At 40.5% G+C, this 19,552-nt stretch carries 23 protein-coding genes; 17 read left to right on the top strand and 6 right to left on the bottom strand.

The features are described 5' to 3' along the window. Positions 1-269 precede the first annotated feature (269 nt). From MsAm2_RS05585 to MsAm2_RS05555, 7 genes are all read left to right on the top strand, one after another. Positions 270-1,496 carry a translation initiation factor IF-2 subunit gamma gene (locus MsAm2_RS05585; RefSeq protein ID WP_338097277.1) on the top strand — a complete coding sequence of 409 codons (1,227 nt, stop codon included), beginning with the start codon at positions 270-272 and terminating at the stop codon, positions 1,494-1,496. Then, positions 1,474-1,923 carry a type II toxin-antitoxin system VapC family toxin gene (locus MsAm2_RS05580; RefSeq protein WP_338097276.1) on the top strand — a complete coding sequence of 150 codons (450 nt, stop codon included), beginning with the start codon at positions 1,474-1,476 and terminating at the stop codon, positions 1,921-1,923. The genes MsAm2_RS05585 and MsAm2_RS05580 overlap by 23 nt, the downstream gene beginning before the upstream one ends. A 213-nt stretch (positions 1,924-2,136) precedes the next feature. Beyond that, positions 2,137-2,739 carry a DNA-directed RNA polymerase gene (locus MsAm2_RS05575; protein ID WP_338097275.1) on the top strand — a complete coding sequence of 201 codons (603 nt, stop codon included), beginning with the start codon at positions 2,137-2,139 and terminating at the stop codon, positions 2,737-2,739. 71 nt (positions 2,740-2,810) lie between these two features. Continuing rightward, positions 2,811-2,999 carry a transcription elongation factor subunit Spt4 gene (gene spt4 / locus MsAm2_RS05570; protein ID WP_338097274.1) on the top strand — a complete coding sequence of 63 codons (189 nt, stop codon included), beginning with the start codon at positions 2,811-2,813 and terminating at the stop codon, positions 2,997-2,999. A gap of 1 nt (position 3,000) precedes the next feature. Further along, the gene (locus MsAm2_RS05565) at positions 3,001-3,621 is read left to right on the top strand and encodes a GTP-dependent dephospho-CoA kinase family protein (protein WP_338097273.1); all 621 of its coding nucleotides are present in this window, start codon (positions 3,001-3,003) and stop codon (positions 3,619-3,621) included. A gap of 208 nt (positions 3,622-3,829) precedes the next feature. Further along, positions 3,830-4,138, top strand: a complete 309-nt coding sequence (locus tag MsAm2_RS05560; RefSeq protein WP_338097272.1) for a 30S ribosomal protein S24e — start codon at positions 3,830-3,832, stop codon at positions 4,136-4,138. A 5-nt stretch (positions 4,139-4,143) separates the two neighbouring features. Next, positions 4,144-4,293, top strand: coding sequence for a 30S ribosomal protein S27ae (locus MsAm2_RS05555; RefSeq protein WP_338097271.1), 150 nt, complete (start codon positions 4,144-4,146; stop codon positions 4,291-4,293). A gap of 113 nt (positions 4,294-4,406) precedes the next feature. On the opposite strand, the gene MsAm2_RS05550 is transcribed toward MsAm2_RS05555, so the two are convergent. Beyond that, positions 4,407-4,931, bottom strand: coding sequence for a hypothetical protein (locus tag MsAm2_RS05550; protein ID WP_338097270.1), 525 nt, complete (start codon positions 4,929-4,931; stop codon positions 4,407-4,409). A 677-nt stretch (positions 4,932-5,608) separates the two neighbouring features. On the opposite strand from MsAm2_RS05550, the gene MsAm2_RS05545 reads away from it, so the two are divergent. From MsAm2_RS05545 to MsAm2_RS05510, 8 genes are all read left to right on the top strand, one after another. Beyond that, entirely contained in the window at positions 5,609-5,902 is a 294-nt protein-coding gene (locus tag MsAm2_RS05545; RefSeq protein WP_338097269.1) for a 50S ribosomal protein L30e, read from the top strand. Between the two features lie 54 nt (positions 5,903-5,956). Beyond that, positions 5,957-6,385 (top strand): NusA-like transcription termination signal-binding factor, encoded by a 429-nt coding sequence (locus MsAm2_RS05540; RefSeq protein WP_338097268.1) that lies wholly within the window; start codon positions 5,957-5,959, stop codon positions 6,383-6,385. A gap of 113 nt (positions 6,386-6,498) precedes the next feature. Continuing rightward, positions 6,499-6,927 (top strand): 30S ribosomal protein S12, encoded by a 429-nt coding sequence (locus MsAm2_RS05535; protein WP_338097267.1) that lies wholly within the window; start codon positions 6,499-6,501, stop codon positions 6,925-6,927. Between the two features lie 4 nt (positions 6,928-6,931). Continuing rightward, positions 6,932-7,495 (top strand): 30S ribosomal protein S7, encoded by a 564-nt coding sequence (locus tag MsAm2_RS05530; RefSeq protein WP_338097266.1) that lies wholly within the window; start codon positions 6,932-6,934, stop codon positions 7,493-7,495. Between the two features lie 165 nt (positions 7,496-7,660). Then, the gene (locus tag MsAm2_RS05525; protein ID WP_338097265.1) at positions 7,661-9,853 is read left to right on the top strand and encodes an elongation factor EF-2; all 2,193 of its coding nucleotides are present in this window, start codon (positions 7,661-7,663) and stop codon (positions 9,851-9,853) included. A gap of 558 nt (positions 9,854-10,411) precedes the next feature. Further along, positions 10,412-11,683: a translation elongation factor EF-1 subunit alpha gene (tuf, locus tag MsAm2_RS05520; protein ID WP_338097264.1), complete on the top strand. Its 1,272-nt coding sequence runs from the start codon at positions 10,412-10,414 to the stop codon at positions 11,681-11,683. 40 nt (positions 11,684-11,723) lie between these two features. Further along, entirely contained in the window at positions 11,724-12,032 is a 309-nt protein-coding gene (gene rpsJ, locus MsAm2_RS05515; RefSeq protein ID WP_338097263.1) for a 30S ribosomal protein S10, read from the top strand. 614 nt (positions 12,033-12,646) lie between these two features. Beyond that, positions 12,647-13,150, top strand: a complete 504-nt coding sequence (locus MsAm2_RS05510; protein WP_338097262.1) for a hypothetical protein — start codon at positions 12,647-12,649, stop codon at positions 13,148-13,150. A 392-nt stretch (positions 13,151-13,542) separates the two neighbouring features. On the opposite strand, the gene MsAm2_RS05505 is transcribed toward MsAm2_RS05510, so the two are convergent. Continuing rightward, a complete protein-coding gene (locus MsAm2_RS05505) occupies positions 13,543-14,244 on the bottom strand; it encodes a TIGR00153 family protein (protein WP_338097261.1) in 702 nt (233 codons plus the stop codon). 393 nt (positions 14,245-14,637) lie between these two features. Beyond that, on the bottom strand, positions 14,638-15,669 hold the full coding sequence (locus MsAm2_RS05500; protein ID WP_338097260.1) for an inorganic phosphate transporter: 1,032 nt from the start codon (positions 15,667-15,669) through the stop codon (positions 14,638-14,640). Between the two features lie 351 nt (positions 15,670-16,020). On the opposite strand from MsAm2_RS05500, the gene MsAm2_RS05495 reads away from it, so the two are divergent. Further along, entirely contained in the window at positions 16,021-16,623 is a 603-nt protein-coding gene (locus tag MsAm2_RS05495) for a shikimate kinase (RefSeq protein WP_338097259.1), read from the top strand. Between the two features lie 102 nt (positions 16,624-16,725). Here MsAm2_RS05495 and MsAm2_RS05490 read toward each other — a convergent pair whose 3' ends face one another. From MsAm2_RS05490 to MsAm2_RS05480, 3 genes are all read right to left on the bottom strand, one after another. Next, entirely contained in the window at positions 16,726-17,598 is an 873-nt protein-coding gene (locus tag MsAm2_RS05490; protein ID WP_338097258.1) for a DUF7714 family protein, read from the bottom strand. 166 nt (positions 17,599-17,764) lie between these two features. Further along, positions 17,765-18,151: a DUF5683 domain-containing protein gene (locus MsAm2_RS05485; protein WP_338097257.1), complete on the bottom strand. Its 387-nt coding sequence runs from the start codon at positions 18,149-18,151 to the stop codon at positions 17,765-17,767. Between the two features lie 124 nt (positions 18,152-18,275). Then, complete coding sequence (locus MsAm2_RS05480) at positions 18,276-18,869, bottom strand: hypothetical protein (RefSeq protein WP_338097256.1); 594 nt, start codon at positions 18,867-18,869, stop codon at positions 18,276-18,278. Positions 18,870-19,213: 344 nt separating this feature from the next. On the opposite strand from MsAm2_RS05480, the gene MsAm2_RS05475 reads away from it, so the two are divergent. Then, complete coding sequence (locus MsAm2_RS05475) at positions 19,214-19,552, top strand: hypothetical protein (protein WP_338097255.1); 339 nt, start codon at positions 19,214-19,216, stop codon at positions 19,550-19,552.

Genomic DNA, 19,552 nt, shown 5'->3' with positions numbered 1-19,552 from the left:
CTTTTAAGTCTCATTTTACCATAACCTTTAAGAATCATTATATATTTTAAAAGCCCAAGTATTAACTCAAATACAATATTGCAGCATCGCAGTTATGCGGAAAAATTAAATTGAAAAACTGTTTTTTCAATCGGTTGAGTCTCATTTTTTGATGTCAATCATCTTTTTCAATATTTTATTCATTTATCATTAACTTTATTCATTGTTTATCACATTGTATTATCAACTTTATTTTATTCGGGCGGTTTTGCCCCCGGAGGGAAATTACCATGGCGCAACCCAGTTTAAATATCGGAATGGTCGGACACGTCGACCATGGAAAAACAACACTCGTTAAGGCTTTATCCGGCGTGTGGACGGACACCCACAGCGAAGAAATCAAACGCGGAATTTCCATCCGTCTCGGTTATGCCGATACGGTTTTTCGGAAATGCCCGACGTGTGCGGAGCCGGATTGCTATTCCGTTGAGAAAAAATGCCCGCACTGCGGCGGAAAAACAGAAGAAGCCAAAACAGTCTCCTTCGTCGATGCGCCGGGACACGAAACTTTGATGGCGACCATGCTTTCGGGCGCTGCGATTATGGATGGCGCGATGCTGGTCATTGCCGCCAACGAAAAATGCCCACAGCCGCAAACGAAAGAACACTTAATGGCGCTCAACATCATCGGCATTAAAAATGTCGTGATTGTGCAAAACAAAATCGACTTGGTTTCCCGCGAACGGGTTTTGGAACACTACAAGGAAATCAAAGAGTTTGTTAAAGGAACGGTGGCGGAGAAAGCCCCGATTATTCCCATTTCCGCGCAGCAAAATATCAATATCGATGCCTTGATTCAGGCGTTGGACACTTACATTCCGGTTCCGGAACACAAAGCGGAAAAAGAAACGCAAATGCTTATCGCCCGCTCGTTTGACATCAACCACCCGGGTTTTACATATGAAGAAATCAAAGGCGGCGTCATCGGCGGCACACTCACTCAAGGCACTTTTAAAGAAGGCGACGACGTGGAAATCCGGCCGGGACTTAAAATCACATCCGATGGAATGACCCGCTGGGAGCCGATTCAGACCAAAATCACCGAAATTCACGCCGGCAAATCCAAAGTGAAAAAAGCGCTTCCGGGCGGACTTTTGGCGCTGGGGACCACCCTGGATCCGTTTTTAACGAAAGGTGACTCCTTAACCGGACAAGTGGTTGGAAAGCCGGGAACACTTCCCCCGACAAGAGACGGGTTTTTAATGAAATTGGATCTTTTAAAACGCGTGGTTGGCGTGACCAACGAAGCGGAAATCAATGAAATTAAAACCAGTGAGCCGCTGATGCTCAACATCGGAACCGCGACCACCGTCGGCGTTGTCACAAGTGTCCGAAAAGGCGTTGCGGAAGTCAAATTAAAACGGCCGGTTTGCGTGGAAAACGGCGCGCACGTCGCCATCAGCAGACGGATTGATTCCAGGTGGCGTTTAATCGGTGTCGGAATTATCGAAGACTGATTTTGAAAAAATGATTTTGGAAAAGCCGTGTGTTCTTATTGACACCAATGGTTTTATGATTCCGGTTCAATTCGGAATCGACATTTTTTCGGAACTTCAAAGGCTCGGATTTTCAAAATTCATCGTTCCCGCGGTCGTCATCGCCGAACTTGAAAATATTTCCAAAAAGGTAACCGGCGCTGACAAAAAAGCGGCAAAGGTGGCCGCGTCCATGGCCAAAAGTTCGTTGTGTGATATTTTAGTGGCGGATGATCTCCAAAAATCTCAAAAAAAATATGCGGACCGTATCATTTTGGAAATTTCTTCTCGGTACAAATTACCGGTGCTGACCAATGACGCAAATCTTCGAAAACAATTGATCGACAATGGAATTTCAGTCATTTCCATGCGCCAAACAAGCCGGCTGGATTTTATCGATCAAAAATAATTTCAACAATTTCAAACAGCTTTCAATAGTTTCCAAAAATCCAAATTCAAAAACTCTTTTATATCAATTCATTTATTTATGCTCATTTATCATCCATTTTTCATTTATTTCAAAAATTGAAATTTTGATTTTGATTACATTTAATATTTAAATTTTAAATTTACATTTTAAGAAACGGGAATTTTTCGCGCAGAAATCCAGGTGAACCAATTTATGTATAAATTAATGACACTCGTCGACACGGTCCGTATTGATCCGACTCTTCTTGGCGAAGACGTGGAAGAAAACGTCAAAAAAGCACTGAAAAACAAATTGGAAGGAAAGGTCGACAAAAAAATCGGCTGTCTTGTCGCTGTTTGTGGTGTGGACGAGATTGGCGAAGGGCACATTCTGTATGGCGACGGAGCCGTTTACTATGATGTGACGTTTAAAGCGGTTATGTTCATGCCGGAAAATCAAGAAGTTATCGAAGGTGAAATCTTAGAAACGGTCAGTTTTGGTGTTTTCGTCGGTATCGGTCCGATGGACGGACTTTTGCACGTCAGTCAAATCACAGACGAGTTCATGTCTTATGATGCCAAAAACGGACGCTTAATCGCAAAAACCGGTAAGAAATCATTGGGAGAAGGCGACCATGTCCGTGCGAGAATTGTGGCCGTCAGCATCAATGAACGTGACCCGCGCGAAAGCAAAATCGGTATGACGATGCGTCAGACCGCGCTTGGAAAACTCCAATGGATTGAAGAAGCGCGCGAAAAAGGCGATGGCAAAGGCGCGAAACCTAAAAAAGGCGGCAAAAAAGAAGAAAACAACTAAATCCAAGATTTATTTTGTTTATTCATTTTACATTTTATCAATCAAAATTATTCAATAACAGGAGATATATTATGGCGGAAAAAGTATGCCGAAAATGCATGAGGTTGATTGTCAATTCCGAAACATGCGAAATGTGCGGCTCCGGAGATTTGGCGGACGAATGGATGGGTCTTGTTGTCATCATCGATCCGAAAAGATCCGAAATCGCAAAGCGTATGAATGTTGATTTGGCCGACAAATATGCGTTGAAGGTGCGGTGAGTTGAATCTGTATTTTGATTTGCCGGCGGAACTACGTCCTTTTTTAAAAAATCCGTACGGTAAACTCTTTCCTGGAAATGGTCCGGAAGTCATTAATCAAATCCGTCCGCTTTTGACGGACGCAGCCGGCAAAAAAGTGCCTGTCATTTCCGTTGGTGACGTGACGACTTACAATTTAATCAGTGCCGGTATTTTTCCGAAATTGTGCTTGGTCGATCGTCTGACAAAACGTCTTCCTGTGTCAGAAATTATTTCGCCCGCCTCTCATTCCAATTATTGCGATGTCCGCGTTAAAAATCCGGCCGGTACCATTTCAGATGAAATGGTTTTGGCGGTTCAAAAAGCCTTGAATTCTTCGGAGGATATTCGAATTTGTGTCGATGGCGAGGAAGATCTTGCGACAATTCCGGTCATCGCGTTTTCCAAACCCGATTCAGTTGTCCTTTACGGGCAGCCGGATGAAGGTATGGTGGCGGTTGTGGTGACTGATGTCAAAAAAGAGGAAATGACCAAATTTTTCCGCCAAATTTTAGACGTCAAAAATGCTAAAACAACGGCAACCGGGGTTTCCAAAGAGGCTCTTTCCGCAGAAGTGGACACATTTTTGGGAAAAATATTTTGATTTTTATCTCTTCTTTATTCTTTTTTTATTCTCCTTTTCTATTCTTTTTATTCTCCTTTTCTATTCATTTTTCTTTTCATATTTTTATCAAATTAAAAGATTTTTGGTTTTTAATTTTTTATGCTAAAACTTTATATTTGATAATCTCCTTTCAAATTCGCTTAATCCAAATAACAACAAACCATTTCGTTGGTTTTGAGGGATTATCATGGAAATTATAATTGTAAAAGACGAAAAAAATAAATTGTTAAATCGTCGCGAACTGGATTTCACCGTGAAATATGAAGGTCCGACCCCATCCCGTATTGATGTTCGACAAAAATTAGCCGCTCTTTTGAACTGCGACTTGGATTTAACCATGGTTCAAAAAATGGAATCCGTCTTCGGTCTTCAAGAAGCCTGCGGATACGCCAAAATTTATGACTCTGCCGACCGCATGAAACAAGTCGAAAGAGAATACATGCTCAAAAGAAATGCAAACCCGGCTGCTGAAGATGGCGCCGAAAAAGCGGAGTGAGTCGCATGTCTGTTAAGAATTACTACAAAGTCGAAGGACAAACCATTACCCGAACCCACAAATTCTGTCCGAAATGCGGACCGGGCGTTTTCCTCTCGGAACACAAAAACAGAAACAGCTGCGGAAAATGCGGATACACCGAATATAAAAAGTAATTCCCGCTTTTTCTATAAATTTTATTTAAAAATCAAGCCCGGCCAAGATTATCTTGCCGGGCTTTTTTATTGACTTTTTGACTTCTATGGTTTTTATTGACGACGATTGACTTTTATTTTTTCAATTTGTACCCGTAAATGGAATTGTTTAATTTGGCCGGATTGGGAACCGGTTTTTTCCGTCCTTTTTCGAAAAGAACCATCTCAATACTCAGTTTTCGGGTGTAGCCGGCCAGAATCAAATCAATCAATACAAACAATAAGGCATAGACTGAATAAGCCAAATCAAATCCCATCATGGCGCCAACCGTATAGCCGATTTTTTGAATGATGTCCCCCTCCGTTGCGGAATAAGCCGCAGGAATGTCAATATTTACGGCTGCTAAAATGATCCAAACCACAAAAATAATTCCGGCCGCGGCAAACATGACACGCGGAATATTTTTAGAATCATAAAACCCGGTAATTAAAACGCGGTCTTCTTTTGGTTTCTTTTTTTCACGGCGAATTGCGACCGTCCAAAAAACCATTCCAAGAAGCGCCACTAAAAACAGAGCCGACCAAATGAAACTGCCGGCAAGACCGATGACCAGAAGAATCCAGCCCCCCAAAACTAAATTTTTGTTATCCAAAACCATGTTAACCCTCAATTGTCCTAACTACGGATTTTATCATATTTTATAATATTTTAATGGGTATAAGCATATAGAAATTAAATTTCGAAAAAATTATGGAAATAAGTTATATCGAAAATATATGGAAATAAGTTATATCGAAAATATATGGAAATAAGTTATATCGAAAATATATGGAAATAAGTTATATCGAAAATACATGGAAATAAGTTATATCGAAAATACATGGAAATAAGTTATATCGAAAATATATGGAAATAAGTTATATCGAAAATATATGGAAATAAGTTATATTGAAAATATATGGAAAATTAAAGTATATTCTGGGAAAATAGACGTTTTTAAATATTTATCTTTTGCAACCGAATTTATTTTTCGGTTTTTAGTCCGTTCTCTTTTTCTCTCAAAAGGTTTATATGCTCAAAAAGTATGTAAGACCATTCTTTATAGATTGTGAACCGATTTTGCGCCGTTTTTCCAAATGTTTTTGGGAAGCGCATGACGCACTTAAAGCTGTTTCTTTTTGAATCGACTCAAGCGTTTCGCGTGATTGGCAAAATCGGGGAGGGTCAAGCCGGTTAAAGGCTTGGAAGTCTATGACTCTCGTCTGTGACTCCTTTTGGTCGACAGACTGGTCTATCGCGCAATTTGATAAAGTTCCAGAGATAGAGGTATAGAAAATGGATATCAACGTCGATAAAGCATTAATCAAAGCCGTTAAAACGGGAAAAGTCGTCATCGGCTCTAAGAAGGCAATCGAGCTTTCGGAGTCTGGCGGCGCAAAAATGATTGTTATTGCAAAGAACTGCCCGGAAGATACAAAAGCAAAGATCGAAGCATCCAATGTTCCGGTTTATGTTTACAATGGAACCGGCCGTGAACTCGGACCGGTATGTGGAAAGCCCTTTATTATTGCCGCCATGGCCATTTTAGACGCCGGCGAATCCGACATTTTGACATTGGCAGGCAATTAAATAAAGTTGAATCATTGAAAAATCATCAAAATCAACAACAAGAGGACCCATCTCATGAGCGAAATCAAAATCACTTTCGAAGAAATGCAATACATTGCCCGCTTTGAAGATATTACCAATGCGAAAGTCCTGGACTGCATCGTCGAAAGCGATCGAATTATCAATGTAATTCAGCAGGGAGACATGGGACTTGCCATCGGAAAAGGCGGGGAAAATATCAATCGTGCCAAAAAAGCCATTGACAAACCCATCGAACTTGTGGAGTATTCCGACGATCCGGTCACGTTTATCAAAAACGTATTCGGGCCGGTCATCTCAATAAAATCCATTTCAATCACCCACGACGACAGCAAAAAAACAGCGTTCGTCGAAGTGGCGGCAAAGGACAAAGGACTCGCGATTGGAAAGGGTGGCAAAAACATCTCCAAAGTCAAACTTCTGGTTCAAAGACACCATGGGATTGACGATGTGATTCTGAAATGATTGAAAAAAGAGATGAAAAGAAGAGATGACAGGTAAAAAGTCAGCGCCTCAATGTTGAAAATGATGAACACGTAAATTTTTCAAAATTATAAATTAAAATCGGAGATTTAAGTATGACAAACGGAAATTATGCCGGCCAAATCTTAAAAAAGCAAAGATTAAAGGCCAGATGGAAAGACCACGAATACAACAGACGCATGCTCGGTTTGAACGTCAAAGCCGATCCGCTCGGTGGTGCACCGCAGGGTCGCGGAATTGTCCTTGAAAAAATCGGTGTGGAAGCAAAACAGCCCAACTCCGCCATCCGGAAATGTGTCCGTATTCAGTTAATCAAAAACGGAAGACAGGTTTCTGCCTTCTGTCCGGGAGACGGTGCCATTAACTTCATCGATGAACACGATGAAGTGACCGTGGAAAGAATCGGTGGCCGCATGGGTGGTGCTATGGGAGATATTCCGGGCGTTCGGTTCAAAGTGATTGCCGTCAACAACGTCCCGCTGACCCAAATGGTTATCGGAAGAATGGAAAAACCGAGGAGGTAAGACAATGGACGCAAAAATGTTTGGAAAATGGGACATGGCTGAAGTCCAGGTCACAGATCTTGGAATTCAAAGATATGTCAGTTTAAAACCGGTTGCGGTTCCCCACTCTGGTGGAAGACACGCCCGGCAGCAATTTAACAAGTCCGAAATTTCCATCGTCGAACGGTTGGTCAACAACCTCATGAGATCGGAACACAACACCGGCAAAAAACAAACCACAATCAAAGCCGTGGATGAAGCCTTTGACATCATCCACAAAAAGACCAAGAAAAATCCGGTTCAAGTGTTGGTGGACGCGATTGCAAATGCGGGTCCCCGCGAAGAAGTCGTCCGGTTAAAATACGGCGGAATTTCCGTTCCCAAAGCCGTTGACACCGCCCCGCAAAGACGGGTGGACTCCGCGCTCCGGTACATCGCGGTCGGCACCTTGCAAGCCTCCTTTAAATCCAAGCGCTCAGTCGCGGATTGTTTGGCAACGGAATTAATCGCTGCCGCAAACGGGGACGCAAAAGCTTTCTCCGTCGGCAAAAAAGATGCCAAAGAAAGAGTGGCCAAGGCAGCCCGTTAAATTACAAACGCAGCGGTTTTTTGGATTTTTCCCGAAATTGTTTTTTCGGGAATTTTCAAAAGACCGTTTTTTTGTTTGTTTTTTGTCTTTATTTTGTCTTAATTGTTATTCATTTAATCAAAAAATAAAAACCAATTAAATCAACTCAAATTACAGGTCAGGATTATGGGAAAAAGGAAGAAAATGGTTGAGCGTGTCACAGCGCTGATGAGCAGCCCCGAAATGATTCGAAACATCGGTATTGTCGCACACATCGACCACGGAAAAACAACGCTGTCGGACAACTTACTCAGCGGTGCGGGAATGATTTCATCGGAACTTGCCGGAAAACAATTGTTCATGGACTCGGATGAGGAAGAACAAGCACGTGGTATCACGATTGACGCGTCCAACGTTTCAATGGTGCACACCTACAACGGCAAAGAATATTTGATCAACTTAATCGACACACCCGGACACGTTGACTTTGGCGGCGACGTGACGCGTGCCATGCGTGCGGTGGACGGGGCGGTCGTCGTCGTTGACGCCGTCGAAGGAACAATGCCGCAGACCGAAACCGTTCTTCGGCAAGCTCTTCGTGAGTATGTCCGTCCGGTTCTCTACATCAACAAAGTGGACCGTTTGATTAACGAACTTCAGGTGGATCCCCAGGAAATGCAGGTGCGTCTTGGAAAACTTATCGACCACGTGAACAAACTCATCAAAAACATGAACCCGGAAAGATACAAAGAGGGCTGGCGTGTGGATGCTGCAAACGGCAGTGTTGCGTTTGGTTCCGCTCTTTACAACTGGGCAATCAGCGTTCCGATGATGCAAAAAACCAAAATTACGTTCACGGATGTTTACAATTATTGTAACCAAGGGGACATGAAAACATTGGCTCAAAAGTGCCCGCTTCATGAAACCTTAAACGACATGGTCATCAGCCACTTGCCCAACCCACTTGTTGCGCAATCTACCCGTGTGAAAGCGATTTGGCACGGCGACAAAAACTCTCCGATCGGAATTGCGATGAACAAAGCGGACCCCAACGGCGACCTGGCTTTCATGGTCACGGACATTTCGATGGACCCGCATGCGGGAGAAGTTGCAACCGGCCGTCTTTTCAGCGGTACACTCACCCGCGGTCTTGAAGTTTTCACATCTGGAACCGCCAAAAAGAGCAGAATTCAGCAAGTCGGTGTTTTCATGGGCCCCGAGCGGCTTGAAGTGGAAGCCATTCCGGCCGGAAACATTGCGGCTGTGACCGGTTTAAGAGATGCGATCGTTGGATCCACCATCACCACCCTTGAAGGTATGACGGCTTTTGAAAGTATCCGGCACGTCAGCGAACCGGTGATTACCGTGTCCGTTGAAGCGAAACACACCAAAGACTTGCCCAAACTTGTCGAAGTTTTAAGACAGGTGGCCAAGGAAGATCCGACACTTCAAGTGACTTTAAATGAAGAAACGGGCGAACACTTAATGGCGGGTATGGGCGAACTTCACTTGGAAGTTATTGCGCACAGAATCGAACGTGACAAAGGCGTTGAAATCATTACCAACCCGCCGATTGTGGTTTACCGTGAAACTTTGAAAAAGAAAGTGACGAACGTCGAAGGTAAATCTCCGAACCGCCACAACAGATTCTTTATTGATGTGGAGCCTCTTGACGATGCTATTGTCGAATTGATTCGCAACGGCGACATTTCCATGAGAATGGAAGAATTGGAAAGACGGAATAAATTGATGGCGGCCGGTATGGATAAAGAAGAAGCGAAAAGTATTGCCGCGATTTATGGAAATAACATTTATCTGGACATGACCAAAGGTATTCAATACTTAAATGAAACCATGGAACTTGTTTTGGATGGATTTGAAGAAGTCATGCGCGCCGGACCGCTTTCCAGAGAACCGGTTTCTCACGTCAAAGTGATTCTCCGCGATGCCAAGCTTCACGAAGACGCGATTCACAGAGGTCCCGCCCAAGTAATTCCGGCATCTCGCCAAGCAATTCAGGCGGCCATGCTCATGGCGGAAGACACACTCCTTGAGCCGTATCAGAAAGTTTTCATCCAGGTTCCTCAAAACAATATGGGTGGCGCCGCTAAAGAAATTCAGGGACGCCGCGGTATCATTATTGACATGAAAAGTGAAGGTGACTTGACTATCATTGAGTCGAGAGCACCGGTTTCCGAACTGTTCGGATTTGCCGGAGAAATCCGGTCCGCAACGGAAGGACGCGCCATGTGGAGCACGGAGTTCGGCGGCTTTGAAACCGTTCCGGCCAGCTTGATGTCCGAAGTGGTCTCTAAAATCAGAGAAAGAAAAGGATTGAAGAAAGAACTCCCGAGAGCTTCCGATTTCCTCGACATGTAATACACGTAATTTTTGAAATATTTTTCAAATCATTTAATTTGAAAAATATTTTTCAAATTTGAAATCGTAAAAAAACAATTAATGTTTCGAAATTAAATTGAAAAACAATTAATGTTTTTGAAAATCAAATTTGAATCTTAAGATATTTAAAAAATTAAAAAAATATGAATTTGTTTGTTTATTTTCTTTGAACAAACAGATTCTATATATATTAGAGAGATTATTATAGACAACCTGATTTCGAAGAGCCCCTGAAAGAGTCTTTTTGGCGAAACAGTTTAATACTGAAATGTATTTTCAATACAGCACGTCCGTGTCCCGCCGGCAAGAAATCTTTGGCGATTCAAAAAGCCTGCAAAATAGTCGGGCAACCGATCACGTTTAAAATGTCATGTTTAAAATGATCACTCACCCGTACGACAAACACCCAACACAATCCTCATGCTCTTGTCATGTCTTGTGCGTGTTTTTGTTGTACGTTTATTGTTTACGAAATATTGAAATTTTTATTTCAATCCAATTGAATAAATTTAAAATCAACTAAAGGAGAATTAAATTATGGCAGCAGAAAAACCACACTTAAACCTGGCCGTTATTGGTCACATCGACCATGGAAAATCCACCTTCGTCGGAAGGTTAATGTTCGAAACCGGCGCGGTTCCGCCCCACATCATTGAAAAATTCAAAGAAGAAGCAAAATTGAAAGGAAAAGAATCTTTCGCTTTCGCCTGGGTTATGGACACCTTAAAAGAAGAAAGAGAGAGAGGTATTACCATTGATATCGCTCACAAGAGATTCGACACTGAAAAATACTACTTCACCGTCGTGGACTGTCCGGGTCACAGAGACTTCGTGAAAAACATGATCACCGGTGCCTCCCAAGCAGATGCGGCCGTTCTCGTCGTCGCAGCGCCGGATGGTGTCATGGCTCAAACCAAAGAACACATCTTCTTGTCCAAAACCCTTGGTATCAACCAACTCATCGTCGCCGTGAACAAAATGGACGCTGTGAAATACGATGAAAAGAGATACAAAGAAGTCGTCGAGCAAGTTTCCCAAATCTTGAAAATGATCGGCTACAAACCGGATCAAATCCCGTTCGTTCCGACCTCCGCTTTTGAAGGAGACAACTTCAAAACAAACAGCGCAAACACTCCGTGGTACAAAGGCCCGGCGATCATTCAAGCTTTAAACAACTTAAAAGAGCCTGAAAAGCCGACTGCCCTTCCGCTCAGAGTTCCGGTTGAAGATGCGTACACCATCTCCGGTATCGGAACTGTTCCGGTCGGCCGTGTCGAAACCGGTATCATGAAGAAAGGCGACCAAGTCGTTTTCATGCCCAGCGGCGCCGGTGGGGAAGTTAAATCCATTGAAATGCACCATGAAGAAATTCCGCAAGCAGTTCCGGGCGACAACATCGGCTGGAGCGTCCGTGGTATCGGTAAAAACGATGTCCGGCGCGGAGATGTCTGTGGTCCGAAAGCTGCACCGCCGTCGGTTGCATTCGAATTCACCGGACAAATTGTGGTTCTTCAACACCCGTCCGCGATTACCGTCGGATACACGCCGGTTTTCCACAGCCACACCACTCAAGTGGCCTGTATGTTCCAATCCATTGACCAAAAACTTGACCCGAAAACCGGTCAAGCCAAGGAACAAAACCCGCCGTTCATCAAAGCCGGTGACGCAGCAATTGTTACATTCCGGCCGACAAAACCCATGGTTCTTGAGCCTGCAAAAGAAATCCCGCAACTCGGTCGCTTTGCCGTCCGTGATATGGGTATGACCATTGCAGCCGGTGTCTGTCTCAGTGTTAAGAAGAAGGATTAAATTCCTTCCTCTTCTCTTATTTTTAAGGGGGACGACATTTATGCAAAAAGCAAGAATCAGATTATCAGGCATCAGCCCGACCGACCTTGACAGTGTTTGTGACCAGGTCAAAGCCATTGCCGAAAGAACCGGTGTCAGTATTTCAGGACCGGTTCCGCTTCCGACAAAGAAACTTATCGTTCCGACAAGAAAAAGTCCGAGCGGTGACGGCACAGCAACCTGGGACCACTGGGAAATGCGGGTTCACAAAAGATTGATTGACTTGGCCGCGGATGAACGCGCGCTTCGCCAATTGATGAGAATTCAGGTGCCGAAAGACATTAATATCGAGATTGTTCTCGAAAATTAATTTCTTTCCCTTTTTCTTTTGTTTTTTTTCTTTTCTATTACTTTTCTCAATCTATTATTTTTCTCAATCTATTGGTTTTCTCAATTTATTACTTTTCTGAGATACTTTTCTGAGTCTATTGTTTTTCTCAACTTTTGTTTCGACTCTTCTTTTTTTCGATTTTTGTCACTTCGTTTTTTGTTATCTTTTTTTTTGAAAATCTCTAATTTAATAATACATAATATATAAAACGAAGAGATAACCGTTTTTTGTTTTTAAAGGTTTTCTTTTTTCAGAAATCCTAAAACGGGTGCAGTCTCATGCAAAATTTGATTTTTTTCAATAAGGTTTTATACTTTGCGGTTCTACTCGTTTAAGTCTGATTTAATTTTATTTTAATTCGGCTTTATTTCATTTTATTTGCAAGTGTTGGTATCGTTTGCGAATGAGATGAATCCTTGCAATTTATTGTGTTATTGTCGTGAAATTTGTTTATTTCATTTACCGGTATTGTATTTTCGTTTGTTGCAATTATTATTGTATTTACTGATATTGTTATTATATTTGTTTGAGTTATCTTTTTGTTATCTTTTTGAATTATCTTTTAAGTTATCTTTGTGAGAATCATTATGATTATGAAAACGTTATTGAGAGAAAAACTTCTCTCTAAATTCAGGGTTTTGGAAGTGATTAATGCGTTTTTGGGATTTTATATTGTCCTGATGTATGCGATTTTATGGAATATCCATTTCATTCCGAAATTTTTGGTGTATTTGACACCGTTGATCGGAGCTGTTTTATTTTTATATCATGTTAAAATATCGGCGGATTTGAAAAAAACATTCATGGACAAAAACAGCCCGCTCAATCCGGAAAAATTTTTGTCGTCCCACAACACATTTAGTGCTCTGAATATTAAACCGGTTTCTTCCACATGGATTTGCCTGTTTTTATTCTTGATGACAGTTGTCTGTCTCGCAGCCGCCTGTTATTTTGAAGTGACCGTTCTGTTAATCATTGCGTTGCTTTTTGATTTGGATCACGGGCTTTTCGTCAGCATCGACAAAGGCCACTTAAAATCGGAAGAGAAAAAATTAAAGAGCAAGAGCCGCCCATTGTCTTTGAGGCCGGCGGTTTAAAGAGTGATTTTTCACTCTTTTTCTATTCTTCCTTTTTTCTTTTTTGAGCCTTTCCATCGCGCGCGATATGGCGGCATTTTTTAAAGGTTGTACAAAAAACAGGGGTCATTTTTTTTCAATCTCATTTCTTTTCATTTTTCTTTCGTCTTTTTCTTTTCAAGCAAACCCTCCCGAAAAATTCGGACGTGACACGCGTCCGAATTTTTCGGAATTGTTAACATTGAGAAAGAAAGGGTGGGTGAATTAAAAAGATGCAGAAATTTAAAATAGTAAACAGATGCAGCAATGCTCAAAACCATAGGATTGCAGCAATGCTTAAACAGTAAATCTAAAAACAGGACGCAGCACAATAAAAAAAGAGAAAAAAGAAAACCGGTTTTAAAAAACCGATATTATGGTTTTGTGCCGATTTTCTTTGACAAAATTCGTCTTAAATAATCTGCCGCACTGGCCGCTTTGTCGGCGATGGAGCTGATGGATTTTGTTAAATGGGACAAGTGATAGACGCCGGCGCCTCCAATCTCTTTTTCATACCGGAACACTTCACGCAGGATTCTTGTTTCGCATAAATCGGTTTGATGCTCAAGCTCTTCAATCGGCGGAATAATGTCGATGAGTTTGCATACTTCTATTTTGCTGTATGACGTTGAATCCAGCGTTTTAAGACCGTTTATGACGGTTTCATAGGCTTTGATGCATTCCACGGTTCTTATCATCAAACTTCTAAATTCGTCCTTGACTTGTTCCGGAAGGTCACCGCCATGCCGAAGCGTCATCCAATACGCCGCATCTTGGGCATTGTTGGCGATGGAATCTTGCGATTTTAAGAAATTAAGAAGTGCGGTTGTGTCCAATTGAATTACAACAGAAGCCGGCAGTTCCGTCCGGAATTTCTGTTTGATCTTGTCGGCTTCATGCTCCAATTGGTCGATTTTTTTACACAAGCGATCGACTTCTTGGTCATTTCCGTCCAAGTAAGCATTCATCATCTCAGAAAGCGCTTCAACCGACTCAATTCCTTTGGCAGCATGCTGCTCTAAAGGAACCATCGGAGAATCGACAAAAATATCCAAAACCGAACGCATGAAAGGCATTATTTACCACCATTTTTACTCAAGTTGACTTCTCTTTATATTTTAATATTTAATTTGATAATTTATTTTAAGTTAGAATAAAATTACAAGAATTGAAAAATGAAATAATTATGAACTTATTATGACCTTATCCACATATCAGTTATATAAGACTTGCATTTTTGAATTCTTGAACTGCCGCAAAAATGAAACGAATGAATAATAAACGAATGAATAATAAGCGAATGAATAATAAGCGAATGAATAATAAGCGAATGAATAATAAATGAATGAATAATAAGCGAATGAATAATAAGCGAATGAATAATAAGCAAATGAATAATAAGCGAATGAATAATAAATGAATTGTGAAAAATGAAGAGAAATTTATTCATGTATTATTTTTTCACTTTCTTACAGGAAAATGAAAGACAACACATAGAATAAAATTCCTGACGTGATGGCTGAGACCGGAACTGTTACAATCCAAGAGGATACGATGTTTTTAAGCACCTTGAGATTGATTCCGGAAAGACCGCCGGCCAAGCCGACTCCAATCACGGCACCGACCAAAACATGTGTGGTTGAAATTGGAAGACCAATTACACTGTGCCCCAAAACAACAGCAGCGGTTGCAAATTGTGCCGAAAAACCGCGGGTTGGGGTGAGTTCCGTGATTTTGTTGCCGACCGTGTCGATCACTTTATAACCCCAGGTCGCAAGACCGATAACGATTCCAAGGCCGCCGAGAAGCAGAAGAGCGTTCATTAAATTAAATGAATAGGGTCCGTACATTTCATAAACAGCATAAAGCGGACCGATCGCATTGGCAACATCGTTGGATCCGTGGGAAAACGCGACAAAACAGGCCGTAATTACTTGGAAGAGGATAAATTTTTTCTCAATCCCTGCCACCTTATCTGAATTTTGAAGGAATTTTTTTCGAACCACATAGAAAATCAGGTACGCAACAATGCCGCCAAGAAGGGGTGACAGCAGCCAGCTTCCGACAATTCCGAGCATAACACTCCAGTGAATCTCGGAAAAAGTAATAATTCCTAAAATTGCGCAGACAATTCCAAATCCCAAAACAGACCCGACAATGGAATGCGTTGTTGAAACCGGAAGGTTGTATAAAGTCGCAAGCGTAATCCAAAAGCCGGCCGCCAAAATCGCACCCAGCATACCGACCGCGACGATGTCGGGATTGACCGCCATAATCGGGTCCAGCGGGACAATTCCTTTGGCGATTGTGCCGGTGACACCGCCGCCAAATAAAAGTGCGCCGGTTAATTCAAAAAAAGACGCGATAATAATAACTTGTTTAATCGTCAGGGCTTTAGACCCGACAGATGTTCCCATTGCGTTTGCAAGGTCGTTTGCGCCAATGTTCCACGCCATATAAAAACCGGCCAATGCAAGTGCAATACTTAATACAAGATCCATTCTAAAACTCCAAAATAAGCCGAATAAAACGAAAACAAAATCCGATATTTTCCAAAAAATTTGTTTCAATCGGAAACAAATGAATGATCGGTTGATCAAGAATCAACCGATGAAACCTGAATCATCTGAGGTCGTAATATTTCGGGATAGGTTATATACCTTATTTCCATAAAATATATAGATTATATATTTGTTCGAATCCTCCTATTTTATTTGAAAAAAATGAATCCGGTTAATTTAATGAATAAAAAATGAAATAGAAAATGAAATAGAAAATGAATAGAAAATGAAATAGAAAATAAGTAAAAAAAGAGAAATAGAATAAATTCTGAAATATTCAGCCGTGATGCTATGACTTCAAAGTCCACCCATTCAAATGAAAAATCGGACCCCTCCACCTCCACCAATTCCACCTCCACCAATTCCACCTCCACCAATTCCAATGGTTTTGCCAATTTCTCCAACATTGTTTTAATCGGGATGCCCGGTGCCGGAAAAAGTACAACGGGTGTTCTTTTGGCAAAGACGCTTTGTATGTCATTTTTGGACACCGATTTAATAATTCAGGAAAAAACGGGAATGTTTTTACAAGACTTAGTTGACCGGCTGGGCTTTTCCGGATTTACGAACCTGGAGGAAGAAATCCTTTTGGACATTGAGCCGAAAAATGCCGTCATTTCGACAGGCGGAAGCGTCATTTATAGCGAAAAAGCGATGAAACGGTTGAAAAAAATAGGAACAATCATTTATTTTGATGTTTCTTTTCCGGAAATTGTGCATCGTATTCAAAATATTTCCACACGCGGGATCGCTCTTCATGATGGTCAAACTTTAAAAGATTTGTATGAGGAACGCCGGCCGCTTTACGAAAAATATGCGGATTTGACGTTTTCCGGTGACAAAAAAACGGTGGAAGAAATGGTGGAAGAAATCGCCATGAAATTAAAAAAGTAAAAATAAGAAATAAAAAATAGAAAAATAAGAAATGAAAAACAAAATAAAATGAAAGCAGAAATTAAAACAGAAATGAAAGCAGAAATTAAAACATAAATTATATCATTTTTTGTTCTTTTGAAGGTCTGCCACGAATTTTCGAATATTTTCGGAAATTTGATATTCGCCGGCACCCCAATGGACAATAATACCTTTGTACCCATTGATTTCAATGATTTTTCCCGCATTTTCCGATTTGCAGCACCGCATAATAAACGGTTTGTCGGGTTTTGTGAGGCTTGACCGCGTCGGACAAAGCTCTATGAAATCATAATCAAGAGATGGATAAAGCGTTTCAAAAACGGTTCGTGAAGTATCGCAGCCGACGAGTCTAAGATCGGTTTTGCTTTCATTTTCGTTCATATTGTCGGAATCCAAAAATTTTCCTTTCAGGCCGGAAGACCGGCATGGGAATACCGTATTTTCGCCTTCGAATGTGGAAATATCAATGATTTTTTCCGTGAACTTGATTTGCAAATCCCCAAAAATTCCGCTTGCGTCCAACCGGCGGACACAATCCGAAAGCCAAGGTGGATTTGGCGGTTTAACGTCAATCACCTGAATTTCCAAAATTTCAGACAGGTCGGGCTTGTGGACAAATGTGATATGGCGGTCAATCCCGGTGAAGAGAACCGTATTTTTTCCGGTTTTTTGACAAATGTCGGCCGCTTTTTCAATCAAAAGCGTCCGGTTTTTGATGTTTAAGATTTCGTCACAGACGGCAATTTCATCTTCGGATGCTAATAATTCATTTCCTTTGACGTTTCTGAAAAAACCGATGCCGTTTTCATGTGTGACGGAATACAAGCAAAAGCCCGATTCTTTTTCTTCCAGAAGGTATTTGGACAAAAAATAGACGGATTTATTTTTTTCGGAGGCAAGCGGCATATCCGGATGACAAAAACCGATATTTTTGTATTCTTCCGGAAAAATCATGGGGGCGCCTCTGAGAAATGAATTAATGGAAAAATGAAACAGCTTTCAAATTGATTTGGAAATATAAAAAGATGTGGCTGATTTAAAATCAAAATTGAAAAAAAGCAGGAGAAATAACGAAAAAGAAATAAAAAAGAGTCAACAAAAGATTGACTCTTTTATCAATTTACATGAATGCTGCCATAGAAGCCATAAAAACCATGACGAATAAGAAATACAATATCACAAAAATAACGATCGGTACGAATAAAAACAATGCTGTTCCCGTAAACTTCGGCTCAATATACGGAATTTCTCTTTTGTTGATTTTTTCAGCTCCATAGAATGCGTCGTGCATGGCGTAAACCCAAACAACAACTCCCGGTATGAAAAATAAGAGTAATCCGATGATGTAGCCAATGTATATTGCGACACCTTTCCAAAGTTGTCCGTTATACACTTGTCCGAGACCCGGCCAAATGAACGAAAAAACCAAAGCCAAAAATTTATTTTGGGGAATCTCCGGTCCTTTTTGTTCTGTTTGAACGGCTATAGAATTTATTTCTTCTGACATAAATATCATCTGTTCCCGAATTTAATATTTAACAAAATATTTTAGATAAAAATAAAAAAGAAATGTCTAAAAAAAAATGTCTGAAAAATCAGACATTTTTACATTTGTATAATTGGTTTTTAATTTAAGATTCGTCTTTGATGGTTGGTTTTAATTCTTTTAACACGTAGACATCAAAGATGAATGCGAGCGGAGCTGTAATGACAAACATGCTGATAATTCCGGCCAGAATCATAACCACAATTGTTACCAACAGGTTGGATTTTGAAATCTCAAATCCTTCTTTAAGAGCATAAATCACATTTTCTTTCGGGCTCATGACATAAATGGCCATTGAATAGTACACAGCAAATGCGAAAATGATGAGCAAAATGAAGTAGACGAGCATTCCAAGTATGGCACTGATATATGAAACAATGCTGACAATAATAATGATGGCAAATACGATCACAAAGAGTACCAAGAAGTAAATCCAGCTTCTGATGAACATGCTGACTGAACTGAATCCGTAGAATACGTCTTTAATTTCGACTTTTTCGCCACGGGATGCTTTGACGCACATGTAATAAAGTCCATACATGAGCGGGGCTGTGGTCACAATCAAGATTGAGCCGATCCAAGCGATTAAAAGGCCGATGATTAACGCAACGATGTTTTCGATGTAGGCGCCCCATGCTTTTTTGAGGCCGTCTTCAATTATTTTTGTATTAAAATCCATAAAGATAACTCCTGAAATGTTTCAAAACAACTACAAATTTATACAACGATTATAACAATTACAAAATATCTTCAAGCATTTCGTTCTCGTTTTTCATGTTTTTCCAAGGAATTACATTTCAAAAGACGTGAAAATGCTTTCCGTGAATTTAAATACGAAATACTTCTATTAAAATGTTTTTATGAATTAATCGGCAGATGACAACGGTAAACCAAATTTTAATTGATAAATGAGAATGAGTCGGAGAAGTGAAATATATTAAAAATATTCATAGATATATAATTTTTAGAAAATTAATATGATGAAATTAAAAACGGAACAATGAAATCCGGAAATAATAATAATTGAAAAGCAAAGGCAGAAGACGCAAAAACCAGAAAAAAACCAGAAAAAAACCAGAAAAAAACCAGAAAAAACAGCAAACAGATTGCAGCAATTGGATAATTCTAAATTACAACAAAAATCGTTCCACGGTTTTATTGTTTTTTAAAAATTTAATCACCATAACGTGCGAGAGTGACACTATAAATCAAAAATTGAAAGAAAAAGAAAAATTGAAAGAAAAAATGAAAGAAAAAGAAAAATTGAAAGAAAAAATGAAAGAAAAAGAAAAAATGAAAGAAAAAGAAAAAATGAAAGAAAAAGAAAAAATGAAAGAAAAAAATAAAAAAAAGAAAAAATGA

The organism is Methanolapillus ohkumae, from assembly GCF_032594355.1.
Lineage (GTDB): Archaea > Halobacteriota > Methanosarcinia > Methanosarcinales > Methanosarcinaceae > Methanolapillus > Methanolapillus ohkumae.
This window is presented reverse-complemented; position numbering and strand designations above follow the sequence as displayed.

Excerpts from the sequence above, each read along its gene's own strand:
- MsAm2_RS05585 (WP_338097277.1), top strand. The coding sequence starts at position 270 with ATGGCGCAACCCAGTTTAAATATCGGAATGGTCGGACACGTCGACCAT.
- MsAm2_RS05575 (WP_338097275.1), top strand. The coding sequence starts at position 2,137 with ATGTATAAATTAATGACACTCGTCGACACGGTCCGTATTGATCCGACT.
- spt4 (WP_338097274.1), top strand. The coding sequence starts at position 2,811 with ATGGCGGAAAAAGTATGCCGAAAATGCATGAGGTTGATTGTCAATTCC.
- MsAm2_RS05560 (WP_338097272.1), top strand. The coding sequence starts at position 3,830 with ATGGAAATTATAATTGTAAAAGACGAAAAAAATAAATTGTTAAATCGT.
- MsAm2_RS05555 (WP_338097271.1), top strand. The coding sequence starts at position 4,144 with ATGTCTGTTAAGAATTACTACAAAGTCGAAGGACAAACCATTACCCGA.
- MsAm2_RS05550 (WP_338097270.1), bottom strand. The coding sequence starts at position 4,931 with ATGGTTTTGGATAACAAAAATTTAGTTTTGGGGGGCTGGATTCTTCTG.
- MsAm2_RS05545 (WP_338097269.1), top strand. The coding sequence starts at position 5,609 with ATGGATATCAACGTCGATAAAGCATTAATCAAAGCCGTTAAAACGGGA.
- MsAm2_RS05540 (WP_338097268.1), top strand. The coding sequence starts at position 5,957 with ATGAGCGAAATCAAAATCACTTTCGAAGAAATGCAATACATTGCCCGC.
- MsAm2_RS05535 (WP_338097267.1), top strand. The coding sequence starts at position 6,499 with ATGACAAACGGAAATTATGCCGGCCAAATCTTAAAAAAGCAAAGATTA.
- MsAm2_RS05530 (WP_338097266.1), top strand. The coding sequence starts at position 6,932 with ATGGACGCAAAAATGTTTGGAAAATGGGACATGGCTGAAGTCCAGGTC.
- MsAm2_RS05525 (WP_338097265.1), top strand. The coding sequence starts at position 7,661 with ATGGGAAAAAGGAAGAAAATGGTTGAGCGTGTCACAGCGCTGATGAGC.
- tuf (WP_338097264.1), top strand. The coding sequence starts at position 10,412 with ATGGCAGCAGAAAAACCACACTTAAACCTGGCCGTTATTGGTCACATC.
- rpsJ (WP_338097263.1), top strand. The coding sequence starts at position 11,724 with ATGCAAAAAGCAAGAATCAGATTATCAGGCATCAGCCCGACCGACCTT.
- MsAm2_RS05510 (WP_338097262.1), top strand. The coding sequence starts at position 12,647 with ATGAAAACGTTATTGAGAGAAAAACTTCTCTCTAAATTCAGGGTTTTG.
- MsAm2_RS05505 (WP_338097261.1), bottom strand. The coding sequence starts at position 14,244 with ATGCCTTTCATGCGTTCGGTTTTGGATATTTTTGTCGATTCTCCGATG.
- MsAm2_RS05500 (WP_338097260.1), bottom strand. The coding sequence starts at position 15,669 with ATGGATCTTGTATTAAGTATTGCACTTGCATTGGCCGGTTTTTATATG.
- MsAm2_RS05495 (WP_338097259.1), top strand. The coding sequence starts at position 16,021 with ATGACTTCAAAGTCCACCCATTCAAATGAAAAATCGGACCCCTCCACC.
- MsAm2_RS05490 (WP_338097258.1), bottom strand. The coding sequence starts at position 17,598 with ATGATTTTTCCGGAAGAATACAAAAATATCGGTTTTTGTCATCCGGAT.
- MsAm2_RS05485 (WP_338097257.1), bottom strand. The coding sequence starts at position 18,151 with ATGTCAGAAGAAATAAATTCTATAGCCGTTCAAACAGAACAAAAAGGA.
- MsAm2_RS05480 (WP_338097256.1), bottom strand. The coding sequence starts at position 18,869 with ATGGATTTTAATACAAAAATAATTGAAGACGGCCTCAAAAAAGCATGG.